Raw genomic sequence first — 24768 nt, forward strand, 5'->3', positions numbered from 1 at the left:
CCAAAGTTAATTTAAAGTAGTACTTATTTTAATCTATTAAACCGTACCAAATAGTACTTTTTTTTTAAAAAAATTTTAGTCATGAAATAGCGTTTTTAGGCAAAAGTAATCTTTTTCATGAATTTTAAGTACATAAAATAATTAATATATAACATTTTTATTGTTGTCTTTTCTTAACCGTTCCCCATCCACCGTTTTTTATTTTCGATTTCCTGCTATCAGTTTACCATCCCAAATTTGATGAAACCAAAATTTATAATAAATACACAAGTAAAAAATAAGTTTATTGTCAATCAAGTTGAAACAATTTTGTAGTTTATAAAGCCAACTACAGTATAGCTTTTACACTTAATCTAATGCAACGCTCTTATTTTTCTATTTTATAAATTATATAAATTGCAAGTAATCTTTATACAACTATTATAAATCATGGGGTCCAAGTGCATTGAAAATTAAATAACTAAGAATTAATTATATTTTAGTTTGGTATGTAGGAATAGCATAATAACACTAGTCATCAAAGTATACTTACAATAATTTTAAAAGACAAATTATTGTAAGTTAAGTGAATTGGATTCTTGTATTTGTTTTAATAATTCTTCCATAGTTTTGGCTGGTTCTAAACAAATTAATCCTTGACAAAGCAGCCCAACAGAATTATTAGGAAGATTATTATCGACGCGATAAACTGTAGTGGGAAAATATTGAGAACTTAATTGTTTTAAAACCTCTGGGTTGCTTCTGACTAAATTACCAAAACGGTACCAGTCTAAGGCTAAAAATAAACTTGGACAAGCTTTAGGTGATTGACTTAGAACAGAACTAAACGCCTGTAGTCCTTGTTCGGCGCGATTAAGATATTTTAAGTTGTCTGTGAGTCGGGCTAAGCGCACTAAATTGCTTATAGCAATACCATTAGCGGAAGGAGTAGCATTATCGATATAATTCCGTTCTCGGACTAATAAATCTTCACTATTATCAGAAGCATTATCAAAGTAACCTCCCTTTTCCATACTCCAGAAAAACTCGTCGAATTCTTGTTGAATATTGATCGCTTTTTCTAGCCATTGAGTTTGGCTAGGATTTGCTGTTTGTAAATCCAATAATGCTTTGATAAACAAAGCATAATCTTCTGACTGAGCTAATACAGAGGGGTTACCACTATAATTGAGACGATGTAATCGTTTTTCTTTCCATTGTTTATTCAGAATAAACTCAGTAGCCTTGATAGCTAATTTCCAATACAAAGGTTCTCTAAAAACTCCATAAGTCCTAGCCAAACCTGAAATCATTAAGCTATTCCAGGCAACAATCATTTTAGTATCTGTTACAGGAGAAATGCGTCCTGTCCAGGATTTTTTTTGGACTTCTTCTTTATTTTTTACTGGAGGAAAAGTAATTAAATCTTCTCTGGAATTTCCATAACGTAATATGAATAATTTATCTAATATTTTTTCTATATCTTCTGAAAATACTCCTTTTTGACGAAGTTGTAAAACATTTTTTCCCTCAAAATTTCCTTGAGGAGTGATGAAAAATACTTTTGCTAACACTTTTAATTCGTTTAAAGTTAAACTGTCTTGTAACTGTTTATAACTCCAGACATAAAATGCTCCTTCTTCTGGGTTTTCACTTTGGGTAGTAGTGAAATTATCTGCATCTTGAGATGCATAAAAATAACCTTGTGGAGCAGTCATTTCCCGTTGCAACCATTCCACCGTGAGCGTAATCGCTCGTTTAAACGCAGGTTCGGTTTGTCCTTGACTCCAAAGATTAGCTAAATATTCGATAATTTGCCCATTGTCATAGAGCATCTTTTCGAAATGCGGAACTGTCCAAGTTGGATCTATGGTATAACGATGGAAGCCACCTCCTACATGATCATAAATTCCCCCTAAAGCTAAATCTTCTCCCCTTTGATTAGCAATGGCTTTACTCTCTTCTTGAGAATTCCAAGCAAACCGACTCCCTTGTAAAACGAGATTTACATATGGAATCATGGGAAAACAGGGATAGTCAACATTTTGGGAACTAACCTTAATAATCTCCGTATTGATAGTAATTCCCTGATAAAAAAGCTCGTTGTTTAGTAATTCGGTTTCAGTTGACGGAAAAAGAGCTGACCTTCGTAGGGTAGTCAGAAATTCCTGTTTGAAATTATTTAGTTTTTTGGTTTCTGTCTCATAAAAACGGCAAATTAACTGTAAGATACGTAAAAAACCCGGACGTCCGTAACGAGGCTCTACCGGAAAATAAGTCCCCCCATAGAAAGGAACCATATCTCCGGGTGTCAAAAAAATATTGAGCGGCCATCCTCCTTGTAACCCCATCATCTGAACTGCTTTTATATAAATTCTGTCGAGATCAGGACGTTCTTCTCGGTCTACTTTAATAGGCAGAAAATTGATGTTAAGATAATCTGCGATTACTTTATCACAAAAAGCTTCTCTCTCCATCACCGTGCACCAGTGACAGCTAGAATAGCCTATTGAAAGAAAAATTGGTTTGTTTTGTTTGTGGGCTCTTGAGAGAGCTTCTTCGCACCAATACCACCAGTCTATGGGGTTATCAGCGTGTTTACGTAAGTAAAGACTTTGAGCCATTGCCAGACGGTTAGACATAAAAATTAAATAATCGTGTGTTTTTCCCCCAATAGTTTAACCGAAATTTTAGAAGAGATTCTTCCCTGAAATCTAGTCAGCTAAAAATATACTCAAGCTAGTTTAGGTAAAGGGCTTGCAAAAAGTTAATTTATCAAAATTAATTCCAATAATCTCTATTTATGCTAATTTTGTAGTACTTCTATAAGAGACGGAACTTGATTATCCTTAATAAGGTCAACGAATTACGTTAAGTGTTATCGTCCGATCTAATTGTTCAAATAGCCATAGTAACAATAGTTTATTTTAAAAAGCCATGAAAAAATTGAACTTAATCCTAAGACTTACAACTTTAGCAAGTGTTATTTTTCCAAGTCTGATGTCTTCTAATATCTCTGTTCAAGCTTCAACTTTTGAAGAACAAGCTGTGCAACAAAATAACGTTGTTGCGATTGCGAGACCTTATGGACAGGGCAAATATGACTTGTTAATTATTGAACAAATTCCGGACAAACAGGCTTGTTGGACTGAAAGTGGCTCTAATCCTATTTTAGTGGAGCCTCTATTATTAAATTTTGACTTTGTGGGAATTTGTCGCCGCGCTACCGATAGTAATGGCTACTCTATTCGGGTCGACGGAAACGACTTAGGATTAGATTACCTCTTGCGTTTAGTTCCCCGTGATGAGGAGTTAGTACTAGTAGGAACCCCAAGAGGTGGTAATCATCAAGAAATAGTTGTCGGTAGCACCAAAGGACTTGCTTCTGGGTTTATGAAAATAATTCTAAATCCTGGATGGCAATTTTCTAAACGATCTTATCAAGGAAAAGTGTTAGGGCACTTTTATTTAAGCACATCTCAAGCAGCAATAACTGGAGAAGTAGAAGCAACTGAAATCGCAATTAATCCTAAACAAAGAGCAACTTCAATGGCAAATACCAACCAGGAAAGTGTCTTTACAGACATTGACGATAATGTCTATAAGCCAGAGGTTGAACAAGCTGCAGCCATTAAAATTGTAACTGCTTTTGAAGATAATACCTTCCGTCCTCGAGAAGCCATTACCCGTGAACAACTGATTGTCATGGCTGTTGACGCTCTTGGAAAGGTGTCTAATATAGATTTAGAGACACCTTCCCAACGGGACATTGCCACTTTCAAAGACGTATCAGGTGATCGTTGGAGTGCAAAAAAAATTAAATGGGCGCAGTGGAATTTTTTAAATATTGGTAATCCTAATAATACTTTTCGACCAACTGAGTCCATTACTCGTGCTGAATTAATTGATACTATGAGTCGTGTAACTATTTACCTAAAAAAACAACTCAATTTACCCCTGGAGATCCAACAAAAACAAAAACCAGTCCAGTTTTCTGACATTTCTGATAATTGGGCAAGAAATGTAATTAGCCAAATGTCGGGTTATTGTGGTGTTGCTAGTCCTCTTAACGAAGAAGGAATCAAGTTTGCCCCTGATCATAAAGCCACCCGTGATTATACGGCGGCGGTTCTAGTGCGGGTACTTGATTGTATCCAGTCCGAGTTGAAACAAGCTAATAACATCACTGAAAAATAAAAATTTTTGTTTTAATTTAATGTTAAAGAGGAAAAGACTCTCTTTTTCTTTTCCTCTCCTCTTATTGTTTATCTCTGAATTCAAGAAAAGGAGTGGGTTTAAGATCGTGTTTTTTGGTCTTGTAAAGTTAAAAGGCAAGAGATTCCTTAGTCTTCGAGGGTAAAAATTTGTTAACTACTTAGATGACTTTTCCGTCAGGAATGCTAGCATTTTTAAGGACGACTACAATACCGTTGCGAATATAGAAGCCCTCGTTTTCACAATTAGATTCTTCGACTTTTTCTTTGTTGACAATAGTGACATTACGGCCAATACGCGCATTTTTATCCACAATTGCCCGTCTGATGGTACTAAATTCTCCAATACCTATAGGAATTTCACCTTGCTGGGTTTGAATTTTTCTAATTTCTAAAGACTCATAATAATCTGCTCCCATCACCATCGTATCTTTGACAATACAATTGGATTCGATTCTTGAACGAATTCCTAAGATAGAATTGTGAATACGACAGTTTTTTATAATACAGCCTTCACTAATCATTGATTCAGTAATGTTAGAATCAAGAATCTTTGTTGGGGGTAAAGAACGTCCGCGGGTATAGACTGGAACTTTTTCATGGTAGAAGCTGAAAGATGGATTTGGCTGACGATTGAGAGCCAAATTAGCTTCATAAAATGATTCAATGGTTCCAATATCTTCCCAATATCCCTTGAATAAATAGGCCTGTAGATTATAATCTTTGGCAGAAAAAGGGATAATTTCCCTGCCAAAATCTGTTTGTTCTGGATTCTTCTCTAAGAGTGTAGCTAAGACCTCTTTTTTGAAGACATAAATCCCCATAGAAGCAATATATGGACTTGCTTTAGCTTGTTCTGGGTTTAAACCTAGAATAGCTGTATTGACTGCCATCTGTTTTAGTTCTTCTCCTTTGGGTTTCTCGCTGAAATCAACCACGCGGCCGTGATCATCGATTTTCATCAACCCAAAACTGGAAGCTCGTTTCTCGTCAATGGGGACGACCGAAAGGGTAATATCAGCGTTGGTGTCTCGATGTCGTTGGATAAAATCACTGTAATCCATTCGATAAAGATGATCCCCAGACAGAATCAAATACTCATCAATATCCCATTCTTGAAATGACCAAATATACTGACGTACTGCATCGGCGGTTCCTTGAAACCACTTGGGGTTTTTTGGAGTTTGTTGTGCAGCTAATACTTCCACAAATCCATTACTAAATCCTGAAAACCTGTAAGTTCGGGTGATATGACGGTTGAGGGAAGCAGAGTTAAACTGGGTTAAAACATAGATTTTGAGAATTTCCGAATTAATACAATTGCTCACTGGAATATCAATTAGACGGTATTTACCTGCTAGGGGAACAGCAGGTTTAGCTCGTAGCTTAGTGAGGGGATAAAGCCGTGTACCTGCTCCGCCGCCAAGTATAATTGCTAAAACCTTTTTCACAACAAAACCTCGCTATTGCCTGTTATACTTCTTTTAGTAAAGTGTAAGACTATAAGGGACATCTCGGAAACAAACTTTAGATATCCATTAACAATGGAGCATCTACTTTCTCTTATTACTAGAATTAAGGACTAAGTAAAATCTTAGAACATAAGTTTTTGCCATATCCTAATGGATATTAGATGAATTTTGTTAAAGAATAGAAATTGCGGCCAGTAACTATAACCAAACATTAAACAACATGAATTTTTACATCTATTTACAAGGTTGGGTAATGCTGAGTTGAAGGACCATTCTATCAATAGCACGAACTAGAGAATAACCAGAAACCCGAGTATTATTGGCAAGAATGCTAAAGACTATCTCTCCAAAATCGGGATGGTTAATATAACCTGACAAAGCCCTAACTCCTCGTAAAGTCCCGGTTTTAGCATGAACTTTTCCTTGAGCGGGGGTTTCTTTCATACGATTTTTCAAGGTTCCACTTATTCCAGCGATAGGTAAAGAAGAATAAAAAACATCCTTATCTGGAGTATAGTACATTGCCCGTAAAATCATGATTAATGATCTGGGGGTGGCAACATTGCGTCGAGATAATCCTGATCCATCAGCTTGATGGAAACTATTAGGGTTAACCCCCATTTGTGTCAAGGTTGATTTAGCAGCCGCTGCCCCTCCAATATAACTCAAAAGGATATCAGCGTAATAATTATCACTTCTAACGTTGGTAACTTTAATCCAATCTTGTATAGATTTAGACTGAATTTTAGATTGTGGATTTAATGTTTGCAAGGCGGCAGCAGTGGTAAATAATTTAATATTAGAGGCAGGGATAAATTTTTTATCCGCATTATGACTATATAAAGTAGTTCCGTCATCGAGTTTTTCTACTAGAATTCCCCAGTTAGCATGATAGCTACCAATAATACTAGCGATGGCCGGTTCAATTAAAGTTGCACAGGTCCCCGACGTTCTTAGTTCAGGTTTAGGAACATGAATTTCAATAGACTGTTGCCCCTGAAAATAATCAGTTGTGGTGATGGGGTTAGTTTCGTCAGCAATAGATGAAGTTCCCCAAGCAAGGGAAATAGTCGCCAAAATAGCGATATATTGAGAATAAAAAATAATTCGTTTCATGAGTTTATCTTTGTTTGTTAACTACCTGTTACACCAAGATCAATGTTGATTGATTGTTTAACCAATCAATTTAAGTTCATAGTTAATCAAAATATGATCAAAATAAGATACTTTTCGCTTGGTCGGTATTATCAGAACTCGATGAACCATGGCAATTTTTACCCCAATAACTATAAACATAGGGTTACTCCACTTAAACTCAGAAAATGCCGGCAAAACTCTAGACGATTTTAGCCTAACAAATCCGGGCTAAGCCTAAAAAAACTTGAATCATTAAACTTTCTCCCTATTCAGGTATTTGGTCAATCCTGAACTTAAATTAGCCTAGGAGAGGTCGAAATCCATGTTTTATAGAAGCTTGGCCAATTTGTTCCATTTTGCTAACAGTAATCTGATTACGACCCCAAGAAAAATTAGTGTGCCAGCCTTCAAACTCTAATAAAATACCCTCAGCAAAACAGGCAAACATTTGGCGAGAAGGAATATCCATGTTGACAATCTCCATGATTTTCCAGTTGATATCAAGAGAATGTTCAACAATTCCCCCCTTAAAAATATGAATATCAGGATGTTTAATTTTAGTTCCCAAATTTTTTGGATAGCCGCCATCTATTACAAGAACAGGCTTTTTCAAGATCTCGGGGTCTATTTCCACCCCTTTGGGCATACTAGCTACCCAAACAATGATGTCAGCCTGGGGCAATGCTTCTTCTAACCCTAAAATTCTACCTCGTCCCAATTCTTCTCGTAGTGTTTGTAATCGTTTTTGATTTCGAGCAATTAACAATAATTCGGCTACATTAGTTTTCCTGTCTAACCAGCGACAGACTGCACTTCCAATGTCACCTGTTGCCCCACACACAGCAACCGTTGCCCGAGATAAGTCAATACCAAGCTGAGCTGATGCTTGTTCAAGCTGACGACAAACAATATAGGCGGTGTGAGTATTGCCTGTGGTAAAGCGTTTAAATTCTAACTCTACATTGCGGACTTGCTTGTTATTTTTAAGGTTGAATTCTTCAAAAACAATCGAAGAAAATCCTCCTAATGCAGTGATATTAATGTCTGACTTTTGAGCTAAAGCCATGGCATTTAAAATCTTACGAATAGCAGCTTTAATTCGTCTATTCGTAAGCATTTCTGGCAAAAAACAAGATTCTATATATTTTCCCTCGATGGTTTGTCTTGTAAGACTAGTGACATGAAAATTATCAACAATTTGTGGTGGAGCTGAGCACCAAAAATCAAGACTTTGATTGGCGTATTCAGAGTAGCCGAGAGCATGGGCAACGGCTTGGGCGTGTTTCAAACTGGTAAGATGACCGATCAGAGCAAACATTGATTGTTTTTAGGTTAAACTATGCTTAATGAAAAGCAGAAAATAAAGAAAACAGGATTTAGATAATATTAATACTGTTAATAATATTACATAAAAATCCCCCTCTTGGAGAAAACCAAATTGTTGATATCTTTTTTAAGAAAGAAAATTTAAGATTGCAAAGTGTTGTACTTAGTGTCTAAATTATCGTAGTTGTCCGTTTAATTAGCTATCTAACCAAAGTTTGAGTGCCGGTGTGTTCGCAATCACTGTTGGGTATGTCTGAAAAAATAGCAAAATAGTCTAATTTAGCCTATGAATATTTAGTAAAATAACTCGAATTATGAAATAAATATTCAAGGGTTAATGAGTCTTGTTGTTCGACAAATCTTGATATTTATCTTTTAACTGAATCCAAGCTACTTCTCATAAAATTGAGTCAGTTACTGATTTTATTGGGAGTAGCTCTCTCATTATTTTTTATATCTCATTATTATTGAGTTCTTTCGAGTACAGATCATCTAAACTCTGTTAAATCTTAATAATGAAATCAAACCCTAAGGGAATTACAGTATCAATACAGACTCAAGCTACCACTTGTATTAATGATTTTTAACTATATTATCTTTCTAAAAAAAAGGACATTAATTTCGGCTACTAATTTTAATACTAAATCCAAAGTTTATTTTTTATTTGAATTTGAAATAATTAAGTACAAAAGGTTTATAAATGAAACTTGTCATCCACTTTGTTGCCTAATGTTTCCCTTTTTAACGTACTATCAGTGCGATTTAGGCTTTGATATAGCCAAATATCTAAAATTAGTTTACCTTGTGATATGACAGATAGCATTCTCAAATTAAACTGCATTCTTCCACTCCCTAAAACGACAAAATCAATAGTTTTTGGGACTTTAATAGTTAAATTATTAGTTGATAGTTTATTTACTAATTTATAAATGGGCTTACTCGTTACTGTCGTCTATACTTAATTGTTAGTTAGTAACCAATTAAGTATAGGTGATACATCAAGATTAAATTTATATAACCTGTTCTAGATAACACTTTCGACAAAAGAGAGATCATAAGTCGATACTTTTATTTGGAGATAATTAACGACTAAATTTATTGCCATACCATCTCTTTGTTTAATTTTAGGATAAACATAGATTTTTTAGCAATTACACTTATGTTTAGTAATAATACTGAGATTTTTCAAAATATTTAAATTGTTATTACTGCCATTTATTAAATATCTTTTTAAGATTTTACTTCAGTAAAGTCTTTTTTGTCTTGAGTAAATATCTATCCTTATTATAACCGTCGCTGGCAGAGGAAAGAATCGATTTAAATTTTTTTATCAATAGATTCACTTACCATTAGACTTGCTCTCTGTTAACTATTTTCTTATCGTAGTTTATCAAATATTAAAGGAGATTGAGTGATACAAGTCGTTAAAGACGAAAGTGTAGAGATTAATAGAATGACGATTATTTTACAAAATTTTAAAATATTTAATCTCTTTTTTTAGCTCCAAAAGTATTATTTTTATTGTTTTTTGTTCAATTTGATAGTATTTATCTATTATAATTGTATACTAAAAAAATAAAATTTTTATAAATAATATTAAATATTTATTCTACTTTTAGATAAATCGTTAAAATTCATAATAGGTTTAAATTCTATTAATTCAAAATTTAAGCTCAAAAGACTAAGTTTATTCATAAATAATAGGGGTTTAGTAAAAAAAATCTATTATTTATATATTTTTTTATCAATTACTGCAAAGTTAAATTTATAAAAAAATATATAAATAATAAATAATCAAACAATTAACTAGTTCAATTGGCCTTTAAAGGTTGACTTGATTGGTTAATCATATTAGATATTTAATACTAAAATAACATATTTTAAATAAAATTAAAATTTTTAAAGTCAAGTAAAATACTTTACAGAAAAAATATTAATTATGTTTTTAGTATCTAAATGTCGTAGTCTAGTTTGGAAGGAAATTACAATTTTTTAAAAATTCTTAATAAGAAGAGTAAAATAAATTGCTATTTTCAACTAAAACGTCTCTTTTTAAAAAAAATTTAGTAGAAGAGTAAATAAAATTTGTTATTGTATTATTTTTTATGGATAAGATGAATAAATTAGCTCTATACTGGCTCAAAAGAAATATTTATTGATTTGATTCTAATAAGTAACCGTGTCGAAGCAGAGACACAAATGTCAGTATGATTTTAGCAATAAACTAGTTAATAATAACATAACGATGCTTGAGGATAATTTACTCTTAAACTATGTAAAATCTCGATTATAAATAATCTATATTTAATGATTATATACTAATCTCTATACACAACGATATAAACTACTTTTTTAGCTAAAATTAAGGCAGTAATGGGAATAACAAAAATAGTACATAATTGCCCATTATTAGCAACTTACTACAAAAATTAAAGAATAATTTTTTATTCGATATTAAAGATTTATTTTTATAAAAACTTATATGACTAAATTTGTGATTGTTTTTTATCAATTTTTCTTAATACTTACTGCTGGAAACTTTGGTTATTCTTGAAACTCTACTATAAATGCTGATTGACCAAAGTTGTTTTCACCACACTAGGAATAACAGCTTAAGTTCTTAATTAATTTATTAGACCATATATAATTGTAAACAATCAAAATATTTTTTTAGAGAAAATTTTAGTAAGGAGATAGCACTTTTCGATAATGTCCATACTCCTATGTTAAATTGTGTGGATAAAAATACCGTTTTATATCAACTTTTTTACAAAATTTTATAGATATTTAAAAAACCTTTTTTATTTTTAAAAATTTTATTAATATTGTTTTTATTTGTATTTTATGGATATATAAATTATTTTATATATTTCATTTAAAGTTAAGTATAAACTAATTGAATTAGAGCTGAATTAATTTCTTGTCTATCTTCTCGAAATCACTGATAATTAGTAGTCAGTCTTTCATTAAAAGTCCCGTGTCTAACCAGAAAAAAGTCTCTCGTTCTCTATTCAGTATTGCAAGTATTGTTGCCCTAGCTACCTTTATTAGTAAAGTCTTTGGCTTAGTCCGAGAACAAGTGATTGCCGCAGCTTTTGGAGTAAGTTCGATAGTTAATGCCTATGCCTATGCCTACGTCATTCCAGGTTTTCTCTTAATCCTTTTAGGAGGGATTAATGGACCGTTTCATAGTGCCTTAGTTAGTATTCTTGCTAAACGGAACAAGTCTGAAGCTGCGTCCCTTGTGGAAACAGTAACTACCTTAGTAGGTATTATTTTGCTGATGACTACCATTATCTTGATTATCTTTGCGGGAACATTTATTGATATCCTAGCCCCAGGGTTAGAAGAACAAACTAGGGCGATTTCAGTTCAACAATTACGAGTTATGGCTCCTTTAGCCCTCTTGGCAGGACTTATCGGTATTGGTTTTGGCACTCTTAATGCTGCCAATCACTATTGGCTACCCAGTATTAGTCCTTTGTTTTCAAGTTTAGCAATTGTGATCAGTGTAGAGATTTTTACTTGGTCAGTGGGGGCGCAAATAAACTCCTCCCAATATATTCAGCTAGGGGGAATGGTCTTGGCCGGAGGGACTCTTGTTGGTGGTATTTTACAATGGGTTGTTCAATTAATCACCCAAAGTCATCTTGGGATGGGAAAATTACGCTTGCGTTTTGATTGGCGTACTCCAGGGGTGATGGATGTGATACGAGTTATAGGACCTGCTACCCTCTCATCAGGAATGTTGCATGTTAATGTTTATACTGATCTTTTTTTTGCGTCGTTTATTCAAAATGCAGCAGCTGCCATGCGATATGCTAATTTTGTTGCCCTAACACCTTTAGGAATCATTTCTAACATGATTTTAGTACCATTTTTACCTGTTTTTTCTCGTTTAACAACCCCAGAAAATTGGCCTGAATTAAAGGTAAGAATCCGTCAGGGACTGTTATTGGCTGCTTTAACAATGCTTCCTTTAACAGCTATTTTTATTGCTATTGCTCCTTTAATTATTAAAGTTATTTACCAACGGGGAGCTTTCAAATCAACGGATGTAGATATTGTTGTTCCAGTTTTAATGGCCTATGGACTGGGAATGTTCTTCTACTTAGGTAGAGATATTTTAGTTAGGGTATTTTATGCTTTAGGAGATGGAGAAACTCCTTTTAAGGTGAGTGTTTTTAACATTTTTCTCAACGGATTACTTGATTTTTTATTATATAAACCTTTTGCTACTCCAGGGTTGGTGCTGGCTACCATTGGAGTAAATATTACATCCATGATGATATTTTTATGGATTTTAAATCGCCGTCTTCATGGTTTACCATTAAAAAAATGGGGACTTTCTTTATTGGGATTAACAGCAATTAGTTGTATGGCCGGAGCAGGAAGTTGGGCAATTAGTTTAGCTTGGGAACAACTATTAGGAAGTAATAATCTATTGCTACAATTGTTACAATTAACTCTAGCGTTAGGGGTCGCTTTTGGTATCTTTGTTGTTCTGTCTATGCAATTAAGACTGCCTGAAGTTGACATCTTACTCTCTCGTATTCGTCATAAGTTTAATAGAGCTTATGAATAGGCTAAGAAAGACCTAATACACTTAGTTTTTTCCACCTATCAAAAAAATTTAGGATAAGTTTTGAGAGATTAAACCAATACATCTCAGAAAGTTTTTGACAATCTGGGTGGGCTGATACTTTGTGAAACTTGTAATTACTCAGTTAATTACAAGTTTCACAAAGTATCAGCCCACCTAAATAATTGCTAAACCAAAAGAAGACTTAGTGTTCTACTCATCAGTTTACTCATCTTTATCTTGACTCTCGTTATTATTGCTGTTCTGATTACCAGCATGATGTCTACCTCGAGACGAAAATCGAGAAGATTTATGACGAAACTGACGAGCATAAGCTTGATTCCGTTCAGCTTTCTCTTTTTTTAGATTACGACGCTTAGCCACTATGATTTCCTCAGTAATTTAGATAGAATGGCCATCAAAAAGCTACTCTAAAGATTAACTCTAGTTCACTTTGACCAAGTATTGATGGATTAAAGATAGAAAGTTTAGATCCGAATAGTTTCTGCGCCCTCCCCCGCAATATAAACTTTTGCTGTTTTTATTAGGTCTAGTTTTATTAACCTTAAGTTTTTACCTCATCCACTCAGCCCTTCCAGCTAAGTGGATGAGGTATTTTCTTTTTTTTACAATTAGCCATTTTAAAAAAGCTAAACCCCTGCATTCTTTGAGTTTTACCCTAAGTAAACAACTCCTTTAGGTTTTTTTCAGTAATCTCTTTTTCAAAATTATTGCAGAATACTGACATAGGATGATCTCTTTATTCAGATATTATGCAGAAATATCAAGACAAGACTCCGGGGAACAGCCTACCAATGATTAATCTGGAAAAAAGCTAACTAATAATAACAACAAAACTTAATTGCCTATCTTTATTTCCGTTGTCAGACTATATCCTAGCACTTTTGGCTAACTTAAAGCAAATTTTAAATATCTTCTTCCATGTCAATCGAATTCTTATTATTTGATACAATGATTATTGCTGATACCATGACAAATATTTAAAAATAATCAGCAAAATTATTCTATATGAATAAAATTACCAACTATTTTATAAGGGGTTTGTGTACAAATAAAAGTACGTCAATTTATTGCAGCCAATAACAGTTGCTTTAATAGTAGTAATATCTTGATTTTTAAGTTCATAAAATATCTCGTTTACTAACTAATAAATTCAGTATGATGGAGCTTTTTAAAAAATGAGAAGCACACCATTATAAATTAAGTACTTCTGAACTTTTTTCCCGCAGAGAATTTTATCTTCCCATCAAGGTGGGATTTATGATAAAATAAATTCGGCTAGAAATATCTAAATAACATAACCCGGGATTAACAAAAATATAATACAAATGCCAAATGCCAGAAAATAAATTGTCTCAAGAACAGTTAATTTTTTTATTAGAAACAACTACTCAACAACTAAATAGGGTTTTAGAAATACTCAAAAAGGCATCCCCTGATAAACTTCCGACTACAAACACTGTAGAAACTTTAGTAAAGACCACTCAAATGATTGTGGCAGATCTCGAACCTTCTTCATGTGAAGTTGTTCTCTCAACCTCACATGAAGAAATCACCGCAGAATGGGACAAATCAACTAGGTCTGAGTCCTCAAAACCATCATTAATTCCTGTTGTTGACTTTGAAAATTCTATTGGATCTAAAACTTGGTGGGATAGTTTTTTCAGAGCATTTCGTTTGATTTTACCTTCTAGTTGGAACAAGAACCTATCCAATTGGTCAATTATCACGATTCTCGCCAGCATACTAATTGTGATCTTATTTATCTCAATTTTGCTATTTTATCGACTTTTAACCCCTATAGCTGAAGATCTTTCTGTACCCTCTCGACAAAAAGTTGTAGCCATCTCCTCTCCATTGAAATCGCTTAAAATACCTCAATCTATGAAAATATTGTCATCTTCTGAACCCAGATTGACTCCAGAACAAAATCTGATTGAGGCGATTCGGCATGACATCATTGATTTAACAAATCAGTATCCAGAAGAATTAATAGGTCTAATTGAAGCCAATTTCAAAGCAAGCTGTTTAATGATAACTTTAGGGAAAGAATGGTATCAGTTAACACCAAAAAAACAAAATATATTAGCAAAAAATATATTTAGACATTCTCAATATTTAAATTTCCGCAAGCTAGAAATGATTGATTCTCAAGGCAATCTAATTGCATATAGTCCAGTAGTGGGAGATGAAATCGTTGTTTTTCGTCGATAAATTTGAATAATTAATTCAAATGCTATAATTCAATTTATATTGAGGAATTTAAACACTGATGGTAGATTCAATTTTGTATCAAGATGATGTTTTTATTGTTCTTGAAGCAGATCAATCAGAAAAAATTTTTACTTCCCTAGAGTTATTAGAAAAACTCAAGAAAATTTTATTAACTCGCCAAGATGATTTACCTAGAGATTTGAAGAAATTGACTTTAGTTGACGAACAAGCAGAGTTGTTGAAAAATAATTTTTGTGAACTTGATATAGGATCTGATACTTATTTGCAATGGTATGCAATTCGCTTAGAAAAATAATTATGCTGATTACTGATTACTTTCTTCAGCCTTCAGCAAATTTATGATTAGGAAACAAAAATTCATCTAATCGAGTCCCAGAATTTTAGTCATCGTTAATTAATAACGAATCAATGCGTGCCTCTGGTAATTTTTTACTATTTACAGTTTTTTTCGCAATTTCCTTTGCAATTCCTCCTGTCATCACTTTTAATGGATGTTATGACCTAGTTTGGTCCGCTGATATTAAATACTTTGGTGAAAATGGACAAAATGGTCAATCTGGACAAGCCGTTAAAAACACTAGAAATAGTGATGATTTAACTCTATTTGCTGATGGTTCCCCTCTCACTTTAGACTTGGCTGGTCTTGATGGGGAAAAGGGAAAAGATGGTCAAGAAGGAAAAGCCGCTAACTGCAAATCCCAACCAGTTGATGTATCCTATAATCTTCAAGCACCTAGTGGTGGCAACGGTGGTAATGGTGGTAACGGAGGCGATGGTGGTAACGGAGGGTCTTTAAACATCTACACCACTGATATCACTAATTTAAAGCAAATTTATGTTAATGCAGTAGGAGGTAAAGGAGGAGAACCTGGACTTGGTGGTAAAGGTGGTAAAGCTTGTCAGTGCAACAATTCCTATTGGAGTCTAGAAACTTGTACAGGAAACCCTGATAATTCTAATTATCGCTGTACAACCCGTGAGTTTAACTGTCAAGAGGGAAGACAGGGGTCTAATGGTATAAGTGGGCTTAGAGGACGCGATGGAATTTTAGGAAAGTTAACTTACATTAATCTTGATAAGCCTTTAGAACCAGATGAGCCTGCTGCAACTGTAACAATGGCTACACTAAAGAAAAAAGGTTATCTTCTCTCAAAGAATAAATGGGAAACTCGTAATGGCGCAATGGCTTTATTTTCTCCTGGTTCAATTATTGATGACCAATATTTAGCTCTTACTGAGCGAATAGAAAAGTCATTTTTATTGGTATGGAATGCTCCTCAACAGTTTTCTAAATTTGCTAATCAAAAAATAACTTTGGGATTAGAAAAAGACCAAAAAATTAAGGTTTATATTCCTGATGATCTTTGGATTGAAGCAACAACTCAACAACAGAATAAACTAACTCAGTTTATTATCTATAATGCAATTAATGCTGAAGATACTACACAATTAGGGAGTGCAAAATTATCTGGTAGCAAAAGCAATCTTCAGGTAACTTTAATTGATAAAGGGCAACAATCTGATTTGATTGCTACTAAGTTTAAAATTATTTACAGAACGACTCGTTCTGATGCTCGTTTTCGCTCTGTTTCTGATTATATTACTCGATATGAAGGAGAAATTCCTGAAGAATTAGTAACTCTCGATAAAAATAAATTTACTATTAAAATTGGACAGCTACCTATTAAACCTAATGATTTTCAATTGGGGTTAGGAGTAGAAATTAAAATCTTCGCTCTTCGCTCTTTTGCGGGTTATTCTGCCAAGCAAGTCATTACAGTTAAAGATATACTCAGACCATTTTAATCAACAAAATTCAAAGAGAACTATTCCCTAATTATAATGAGAAGTCTTATCATTAAATATGAAAATAACAAGAGTAGAAGAAAAAAAATAGAAAATATTAACTTTAGAATGCTTTTGTCTTAATAAGATTACCATAAATATGTCACAAATGTAAAATTAAAGTGGTAATTAGCGAAAGATTTTAGATTAATATTACAAGTATCTGTTTATTTTTAATTAATCTAATCGCTCATAATTTACTCCTTAATTTAGTAAAAACGACCCAAAAAAATCATTAATAACTAGAAAAATAAACTATACTTTGTAGTATTTTAATTAGATAATTTTAAAAATATTTATGCCTACTCTACATGGAAGTTGGATTAACGAACTAGATAAGAGTTTTTTGTTTATTTGGGGAGAAACCTGGCGAAGTGATTATCTTAATAAATCTTTAAATAAATTAGTTAATTTACATTTTTTTCTTTTAAATAAATTAGAGTTAATTAATTTATTTAAATCTAACAACCTAGAATTTTCTCCTCAAATAGAAGAAACATGGACTAGTAAAATTATTAATTTGCCTAGTACTAGAATTAAAAGCCAAAATATCGATGTTCCTTGTTTATCTTCTCAATTAGAGTCAAGCGAATTTAACACTTCTAAAAATACTCTTTTCCTGAAAAGTTGGGAAATACAAGGTTTTTGTTTAAAAGACATAGAAGCTATTAACTTTTTTAGACAATTACCCTTAGGGTTTTCAGACAACTACGAAAATTATTTAGGTGAAGATTTAAGATTTTGGTCCCATATTTATCGATGGAGCCTCGATTTATTAGCCAGGGGAAAATTTTTGCCTGGACTTACTTATGTAAAGGAGGAAACTCTTCAAAGTCAGTGGTATTTAATCTTAGATAGCACTATTGATCAAACTCGACTTTTTGAATTTAGTAACCTGATGCCAACTGGATGCTTAGCCTATTTTAAAGGGCTTGAATCTGAGGGAGACATCAAAGCAAATGCTTTAGAGTCTCAACAATTAATTTTAGATTTTCTTATAAATATTATTAATATTTATATACGTTCATTTTCCCAGTCTAGTCCTCTTCTCAATCAGGATTTATTAGTTCAACGATGGTTGAAATCTTTAACTGAAATAAATCCTGATTTTACCGCTTCTACAAATAATATTAAAAGGCTAGAAAATGCTTTATATAATTGGAATTTATCTATTCAAGAATACTTAGTCACTCCAACTAATATAACCTTAGGAGTTAATCAATTTAGAGTATGTTTTTATCTAGAACCTCCTAGCTTAAAAGCTATCAATTTAGCTGATAATGACTGGAATCTAAAATATTACTTACAGGCCTTAGATGATAGAAAAGTTTTAGTAGATGCTCAAACTATTTGGGAACATCCTGTTGAACAATTATTATGGGGTAAGAGAACTATTGAAAAACCCCAAGAAACTTTATTAAAGGGATTGGGACTAGCCTCCCGTCTCTATTCTCCTATTGCAGAAAGTTTACAAGAAAGTCAACCTTGGTATTGTAAACTCAATTCCATTGAGGTCTATAACTTTATTAAATCGAGTGCAACAATCTTAGAAGATAATGGACTGGGCATTATTTTACCTTCTAGTTTAGCCAGAGAAAAAGAAGAAAAAAAATTAGGAATTAGTATTGAGGCTGAAGTCAAATTTAAAAAAGGAGAACGTCTAAACCTACAAAGTTTACTGAACTACCAACTAAAATTAGTAATTGGTCAACAAATAATTTCCCAAAAAGAGTTTGAAAAATTGTTAGACAAGAAGTCTCCTTTGGTAGAAATAAATGGAGAATGGATAACCTTGCAACCCTCTGATATTCAAGCGGTAAAAACAATTTTTAATAATTCTTATAAGTCACTTGAATTATCCATTGAAGATGCTTTGCGCCTCAGTATAGGGGATAGAAAAGTAATCTCTAAACTTCCTGTTATTAACTTTAAAACATCTGGAATTTTACAAAAATTAATCAATAATTTTACAAATAATCAATCGATTAAAATACTCAATAATCCCCCGGAATTTAAGGGAGAATTACGTCCTTATCAAAAAAGGGGTGTTAGCTGGTTAAGCTTTCTTGAACAATGGGGATTAGGAGCTTGTTTGGCAGATGATATGGGACTAGGAAAAACACCTCAATTACTTGCCTTTTTGCTTCATTTAAAAGCACAGGAAATGTTGAAAAAACCAGTATTATTAGTTTGTCCTACCTCCGTATTAAATAACTGGGAGCGAGAAGTTAATAAATTTTCTCCTACCTTATCAACTTTGATTCATCATGGAGAAAACCGAAAAAAAGAAAAGTTTTTTGCTAGGATAGTCAAAAGTAAACATTTAGTAATCACAAGTTATCCTCTCGTTTATCGAGATATTGAAACCTTAGAAAAAGTTGAGTGGAAAGGAGTAGTTTTAGACGAAGCTCAAAATATTAAAAATTCCCAAGCCAAACAGTCTCAGGCAGTTCGTAGATTCAAAACAGAGTTTCGAGTTGCTTTAACAGGAACGCCTGTGGAGAATCGCTTGTCAGAATTATGGTCAATTTTGGATTTTTTAAACCCAGGATTTTTAGGAAGCCAGCAATTTTTCCAGCGTCGTTTTGCTGACCCTATTGAAAAATATGGAGATCGAGAGTCTCTACAAATCTTACGGTCACTGGTACGTCCTTTTATTTTAAGACGCTTAAAAAGTGACCAAGATATCATACAGGATTTTCCGGAAAAACAAGAAATAAATGTATTTTGTGGTTTATCCCCTGAACAAGGTAGATTATATCAAAAATTAGTAGATAATTCTCTTCATGAACTTAATAACAAAACCGGAATTCAACGTCAAGGAATAATTTTTTCATTATTAATAAAACTTAAGCAAATTTGTAATCATCCAGCACAATTTTTAAAAGAAAAACAACTGAAAATACCTGAGCGTTCTGGAAAGCTTATGAGGTTAGAAGGAATGTTAGAGGAATTAATTGCAGAGGATAATCGCGTTTTAATTTTCACCCAATTTTCTGAATGGGGAAAATTATTACAACCTTACTTGCAAAAAAAATTTTCTCAAGATGTACTCTTTTTATACGGTGCAACTCGTCGAGAAAAACGACAAGAAATGATTGATCGCTTTCAAAATGATCCCAATGGACCTGCTATTTTTATTCTCTCCTTAAAAGCAGGGGGAACCGGATTAAATTTAACCCGTGCTAATCATGTTTTTCATATTGATCGTTGGTGGAATCCGGCAGTAGAAAACCAAGCAACAGATAGAGTATTTCGCATTGGACAAAAACGAAATGTTCAAATTTATAAATTTATTTGTATAGGAACATTAGAAGAAAAAATTAATGATTTACTAGAAAGTAAAAAACAATTAGCAGAACAAACTGTTGACACAGGAGAAAATTGGCTAACTAAGTTAGACACTGATCAACTCAAAACTTTATTATTGCTTGATCGCAAAGCAATTATTGATGAAGAGTAGATAGTAAATAATTTTAATTATATTACCTATTAAAAACTGACTTAATTAAAGCTTAAATTTTATTTAAAAACCTAGTTATATTAAAGCTAAAAGTATTTCTTAATAATGGTTACTTTTTATAAATATAAAATACAGTCAAAATAAAAATTGAAAAAGTTATCCCAAGTACAATTAATATACTATTCAAAAAAATAGACAATAATAATTAATTTGCTTTTATAATTTATTCTTCTATTTTAGGGGTTTTAAACCACTCATTCAAGCTGTACTATCTTCTATAGTAATTGTTTTAACATTTTGTTTGAATTCAATTCAATTAAATCAAGTATTTAGATTTATTGATAAGTATTTAATTGAGAATCAAACTTTATCTTTATACTTTTAATCTTTACATTACTACTTTGATTGTTTAGAAGTAGATTATTTGAGTTGTTTAAGATGATTTCTGAAAATAAGTGAACTATAATTATGTTCATAAATTGAAGTGTTTTTAGTGTCTTATTTTCGGGAAATATATTATAAGTTTAACTTAAAATATTTCCCTCTAAAATAGATTTTTTGTTATTTTAAAAAAGTTTAACTATATAGTTATTATTTAATATAAGCTTAGCAAGACTATTAAACAACTACTTTTAATCTTAAATTTTATAAATAAAAATTTATTCATTTTTAGGAGTGTTTTTAACAGACCAAAGTCACTAGGCTAAAGTATAATTAGCTGTCTAGTAAGGTTCTTGTATTTCAACTATATACTAGTTAACATGATAAAGATAAATAATCAAGAATATGAGTGTAGTTAAAACTAGTATATAGTTGAATATTTACTTGGAAATAGCAGATTTTGTAAATTCTAATTCACTCTAAAACTTCTCCTCTTCGACGAGCAGGATAACTATTGAGCCCGTATTGGTACTTAACAATACAAGCTAGATAACTAAGTACTATATAAGCGATACAAGTGACTTGATGTGAAATTTTGGTTTATTTCTGGATAATGACTAAGTTTTAGACAAAAAAATTTCTTATTTTTTGACAAGGTCAATTTTTTGCCAATTTAAAGCTATGCTACATAATTAACTTATTCCTCACCAACTTTAATTAGGAAGAGTTCGAGCTAACCTATGAAAACTTGGATTAAAGATAAAATTCCTCGAGTTTCACCAGAGGCTCTAGATAAATTGCGCCAGGAACTTTTAGAAGAAGCCAAACTCGAGACTAATTTTCTAGTTTTGACCTTCAGTTCTTGTATTATTGCCAGTTTGGGACTATTAATGAATAGTGCTGCCGTAATTATAGGAGCGATGTTGATTGCACCACTAATGTTACCATTAAGAGCATTGGCACTAGGTGCACTGGATACAAACGGGAAACTTTTAGAAACTAGCTTATTAACCCTAAGTGTAGGCACTCTAATATCCATCCTCATATCAGGATTGGTGGGGGGGTTGTTTGGGGTTCCTGCAACTTCTTTTGGGGGAGAGATTTTAGCACGGACTCAACCCAACCTAGCAGATTTAGGAGTAGCAGTGATGGCAGGAGGGATTAGTGGTTTTGCCAAAATTCAACGTAAAATCAGCGATGCACTGGCGGGAACTGCTATTTCAGTGGCTTTAATGCCTCCATTATGTGTGGTGGGTATTGCCCTGTCTCAACAAGATTGGCAACTCAGTAGTGGATCCTTTCTCCTTTATTTAACCAATTTATTAGGAATTACCCTTTCTTCTCTATTTATTTTTACTTTGGGGGGATATTACCTCAATTATAGCCGTACAGGGAAAGCGTTAGGAGGATTTTTCGTTATGACAGGACTTCTAATTTTTCCTTTGTTTATAAGTTTTTGGAATCTTATTCAAGAAGAACGATTTGAAGCTGATATAAAAAAAATTCTTCAGAATCAAACAATTACTGTCGGTCAACAAACGGAACTAGTTAAATTTGAGGTCCAATGGCCTCGAGTCCCTTGGAGTAAGAAAAGGCCTACTGTATTTTTGACTGTTCAAGAAAATGCAGACAATCCTGTCACCCCAAATCAAGTGCACTTAGTGGAAACTTTACTTGAACGCTCCTTGGGAAAAAAAATTAAGCTAGTTTTTCTAGCTAGTGAATTAAGAGAAGTTCGTGCTGAGCAAGAAGAGGAACTCTCTCCCTATTTTCTTTTTGATTCCCTTCCTCCTCCATTAATGCCTCGAAATGAACGTAATTAATCATCCTCTTCTTTTACTCCTTTGTTTCGATCTGACAAGAATCTCGAAATATCCCTATTTCCCTCGGATTAGTTTGCTAATCAAGATGTAATGTTTCACAGACCCTTAATCTATTAGTTGAAGTAAGTACAGTAGATGAAGCAGAATTTAAGTCTTAACTATTCTGATAGTAATTTTTTATGTTAGAAAAGCTCTGAGAAAGTGTTAACTTAAGTTATTAGATTAGCAAGTTAACATTTCATTTCGTTGAGGAAACAAAAGATATGGTGGCTACTCCAGTCCAACAAAAATACGATATTAAGGATATCTCCTTGGCTTCTAAAGGACGGCAGCGCATCGAATGGGCTGCAAGAGAAATGCCTGTGGTCAGACAAATCCAACAACGTTTTGTTAAAGAAAAGCCTTTTGCAGGAATTCGTTTAGTCGCTTGCTGTCACGTTACTACTGAAACTGCGAGCTTAGCGATGGCCCTAAAAGCCGGGGGAGCGGATGCTGTACTTATTGCCAGTAATCCTCTTTCTACCCAAGATGATGTAGCAGCTTGTTTAGTAGCTAACCATGATATCCCTGTGTATGCCATTAAAGGGGAAAATGATGAAACTTATAAACGTCATGTTCAAATTGCCCTTGACCATAAGCCCAATATTATCATTGATGATGGTAGTGATGTGGTTGCTACCTTGATTAAGGAACGACAACACCAAATCAAGGATATCATTGGAACCACAGAAGAAACCACTACCGGCATTGTGCGTTTGATTGCAATGTTGAATGATGGAGTTCTTACTTTTCCTGCAATCAACGTTAACGATGCTGATACCAAACATTTCTTTGATAACCGCTACGGAACTGGACAATCCACTCTTGATGGTATTATCCGCGCAACTAATATACTTTTAGCGGGTAAAGTTCTCGTGGTAGCTGGCTACGGTTGGTGTGGCAAAGGAGTTGCTATGCGTGCTCGTGGATTAGGTGCTAACGTTATTATCACTGAAATTGATCCTGTTAAAGCAATTGAAGCTGCTATGGATGGTTTCCGTGTTATGCCCATGACAGAAGCTGCTACTTACGGCGATGTGTTCGTAACCGTAACTGGAAACAAGCATGTTATTTGCGCTGAACACTTCAAAGTGATGAAAGACGGTGCAATAGTTTGTAATTCAGGTCACTTTGATATTGAAATTGACCTAGAATCTTTAAGAGCAAAGGCGAGTGAAGTCAAAGAGGTTCGTAATTTTACCCAAAAATATACCCTACTCAGTGGTAAGTCTATTATTGTTCTAGGAGAAGGTCGTTTAATTAACCTGGCCGCAGCAGAAGGACATCCTAGTACAGTGATGGATATGAGTTTTGCCAACCAAGCTTTAGCTTGTGAATATCTAGTAAAAAATAAAGGAAAGTTAAAACCAGGAATTTATAAAATTCCTAAAGAACTTGACCAAGATATTGCTACGTTGAAATTGAAAGCAATGGGCATCACTATTGATACCTTGACTGCAGAACAAACCCAGTATATCAATTCTTGGACTGTTGGAACTTAATCGACTGAAGATGGGTGGGAATAACCCACCCGTAGTGATTTACGGTAAATAATCAATAGTTACTTTTTCAAAAAATCAATTTAGCATAGCATGGCAAAACTTTCAGTTGAATTAGAACGCTATTTTTTTGAAGAAGAAAGAGCTTCAGATGTTAAACTTACCGATATTTTGTCTTTGGCTGGAGAGCGAATATTTGGATTTTTATTTATTATTCTAGCTTTACCTTCTGCTTTACCAGTTCCTGCCCCAGGTTACTCCGTTCCTTTTGGAATTTTAATGTTTATCTTGGCTATTCAACTGATTGCAGGGTATAAAGCTCTTTGGTTTCCTGAAAAAATAATGAAAGGGTCAATTAAACTAGAAACAGTGCAGAAGTTCCTAGAAAAAGGAATTCCTTGGTTAAAAAAAATCGAGGCATTGACTCACCCTCGCATGACCTATGTTTGTACGAGTTTACCAGGAAGAGTGGTGATCGGTGTTGCGATTGCTTTAATGTCTATTTTCATGATAATTCCTATTCCTGGAACTAACACTTTACCTGCAATGGGAATTTTTGTAACTGCTTTTGGGTTACAAGAAAATGATGGATTTATTAGTTTAGTAGGACTAATAATTTGTCTAATTGCTGGGACTATGTCAACCTTAATTATTTTTTTAGGGAAAGAGGTTATTGAATTAATTTTTAACCTTATAAAATAGTTAATAGGTAGTTAAATATTTATATAATTACCTATTAACTTAGATACATA

The 24768-nt window shown here is 33.2% G+C and carries 14 protein-coding genes; 9 read left to right on the plus strand and 5 right to left on the minus strand.

Translation table 11 applies throughout. The features are described from left to right. Positions 1–551 precede the first annotated feature (551 nt). A complete protein-coding gene (locus ETSB_RS00860; protein WP_044105730.1) occupies positions 552–2621 on the minus strand; it encodes a thioredoxin domain-containing protein in 2070 nt (689 codons plus the stop codon). Between the two features lie 295 nt (positions 2622–2916). Between ETSB_RS00860 and ETSB_RS00865 the strand changes: the two genes are divergently transcribed. Then, positions 2917–4176, plus strand: a complete 1260-nt coding sequence (locus ETSB_RS00865) for a DUF3747 domain-containing protein (protein ID WP_044105732.1) — start codon at positions 2917–2919, stop codon at positions 4174–4176. 178 nt (positions 4177–4354) lie between these two features. Here the strand turns inward: ETSB_RS00865 and ETSB_RS00870 are convergent, their stop codons facing one another. The 3 genes from ETSB_RS00870 to ETSB_RS00880 form a co-directional block, all read right to left on the minus strand. Beyond that, positions 4355–5644 carry a glucose-1-phosphate adenylyltransferase gene (locus ETSB_RS00870; protein ID WP_044105733.1) on the minus strand — a complete coding sequence of 430 codons (1290 nt, stop codon included), beginning with the start codon at positions 5642–5644 and terminating at the stop codon, positions 4355–4357. A 255-nt stretch (positions 5645–5899) separates the two neighbouring features. Next, entirely contained in the window at positions 5900–6781 is an 882-nt protein-coding gene (dacB, locus tag ETSB_RS00875) for a D-alanyl-D-alanine carboxypeptidase/D-alanyl-D-alanine endopeptidase (protein WP_044105735.1), read from the minus strand. 319 nt (positions 6782–7100) lie between these two features. Continuing rightward, entirely contained in the window at positions 7101–8120 is a 1020-nt protein-coding gene (locus ETSB_RS00880) for a long-chain acyl-[acyl-carrier-protein] reductase (protein ID WP_044105738.1), read from the minus strand. A gap of 2985 nt (positions 8121–11105) precedes the next feature. On the opposite strand from ETSB_RS00880, the gene murJ reads away from it, so the two are divergent. Further along, positions 11106–12713 (plus strand): murein biosynthesis integral membrane protein MurJ, encoded by a 1608-nt coding sequence (murJ, locus tag ETSB_RS00885; RefSeq protein WP_171816367.1) that lies wholly within the window; start codon positions 11106–11108, stop codon positions 12711–12713. A gap of 222 nt (positions 12714–12935) precedes the next feature. Here the strand turns inward: murJ and ETSB_RS09795 are convergent, their stop codons facing one another. Beyond that, a complete protein-coding gene (locus tag ETSB_RS09795; RefSeq protein ID WP_171816368.1) occupies positions 12936–13094 on the minus strand; it encodes a hypothetical protein in 159 nt (52 codons plus the stop codon). A gap of 972 nt (positions 13095–14066) precedes the next feature. Here ETSB_RS09795 and ETSB_RS00890 point away from each other — a divergent pair. The 7 genes from ETSB_RS00890 to ETSB_RS00920 all read left to right on the plus strand — a co-directional run bounded on the left by ETSB_RS00890 (position 14067) and on the right by ETSB_RS00920 (position 24718). Next, entirely contained in the window at positions 14067–14945 is an 879-nt protein-coding gene (locus tag ETSB_RS00890) for a hypothetical protein (RefSeq protein ID WP_044105740.1), read from the plus strand. 58 nt (positions 14946–15003) lie between these two features. Beyond that, the gene (locus ETSB_RS00895; RefSeq protein WP_044105742.1) at positions 15004–15261 is read left to right on the plus strand and encodes a chlororespiratory reduction protein 7; all 258 of its coding nucleotides are present in this window, start codon (positions 15004–15006) and stop codon (positions 15259–15261) included. Positions 15262–15374: 113 nt separating this feature from the next. Next, on the plus strand, positions 15375–16772 hold the full coding sequence (locus ETSB_RS00900; protein WP_044105744.1) for a hypothetical protein: 1398 nt from the start codon (positions 15375–15377) through the stop codon (positions 16770–16772). 337 nt (positions 16773–17109) lie between these two features. Beyond that, the gene (locus ETSB_RS00905) at positions 17110–20274 is read left to right on the plus strand and encodes a DEAD/DEAH box helicase (protein WP_044105746.1); all 3165 of its coding nucleotides are present in this window, start codon (positions 17110–17112) and stop codon (positions 20272–20274) included. Between the two features lie 1121 nt (positions 20275–21395). Continuing rightward, positions 21396–22478 (plus strand): TIGR00341 family protein, encoded by a 1083-nt coding sequence (locus tag ETSB_RS00910; protein ID WP_044105748.1) that lies wholly within the window; start codon positions 21396–21398, stop codon positions 22476–22478. 263 nt (positions 22479–22741) lie between these two features. After that, positions 22742–24019: an adenosylhomocysteinase gene (gene ahcY, locus ETSB_RS00915; protein WP_044105749.1), complete on the plus strand. Its 1278-nt coding sequence runs from the start codon at positions 22742–22744 to the stop codon at positions 24017–24019. 90 nt (positions 24020–24109) lie between these two features. Then, entirely contained in the window at positions 24110–24718 is a 609-nt protein-coding gene (locus ETSB_RS00920; RefSeq protein WP_044105751.1) for an exopolysaccharide biosynthesis protein, read from the plus strand. The last annotated feature ends 50 nt before the right edge of the window (positions 24719–24768 follow it).

This window comes from cyanobacterium endosymbiont of Epithemia turgida isolate EtSB Lake Yunoko (genome assembly GCF_000829235.1).
In the GTDB taxonomy this organism is placed as follows: domain Bacteria; phylum Cyanobacteriota; class Cyanobacteriia; order Cyanobacteriales; family Microcystaceae; genus Rippkaea.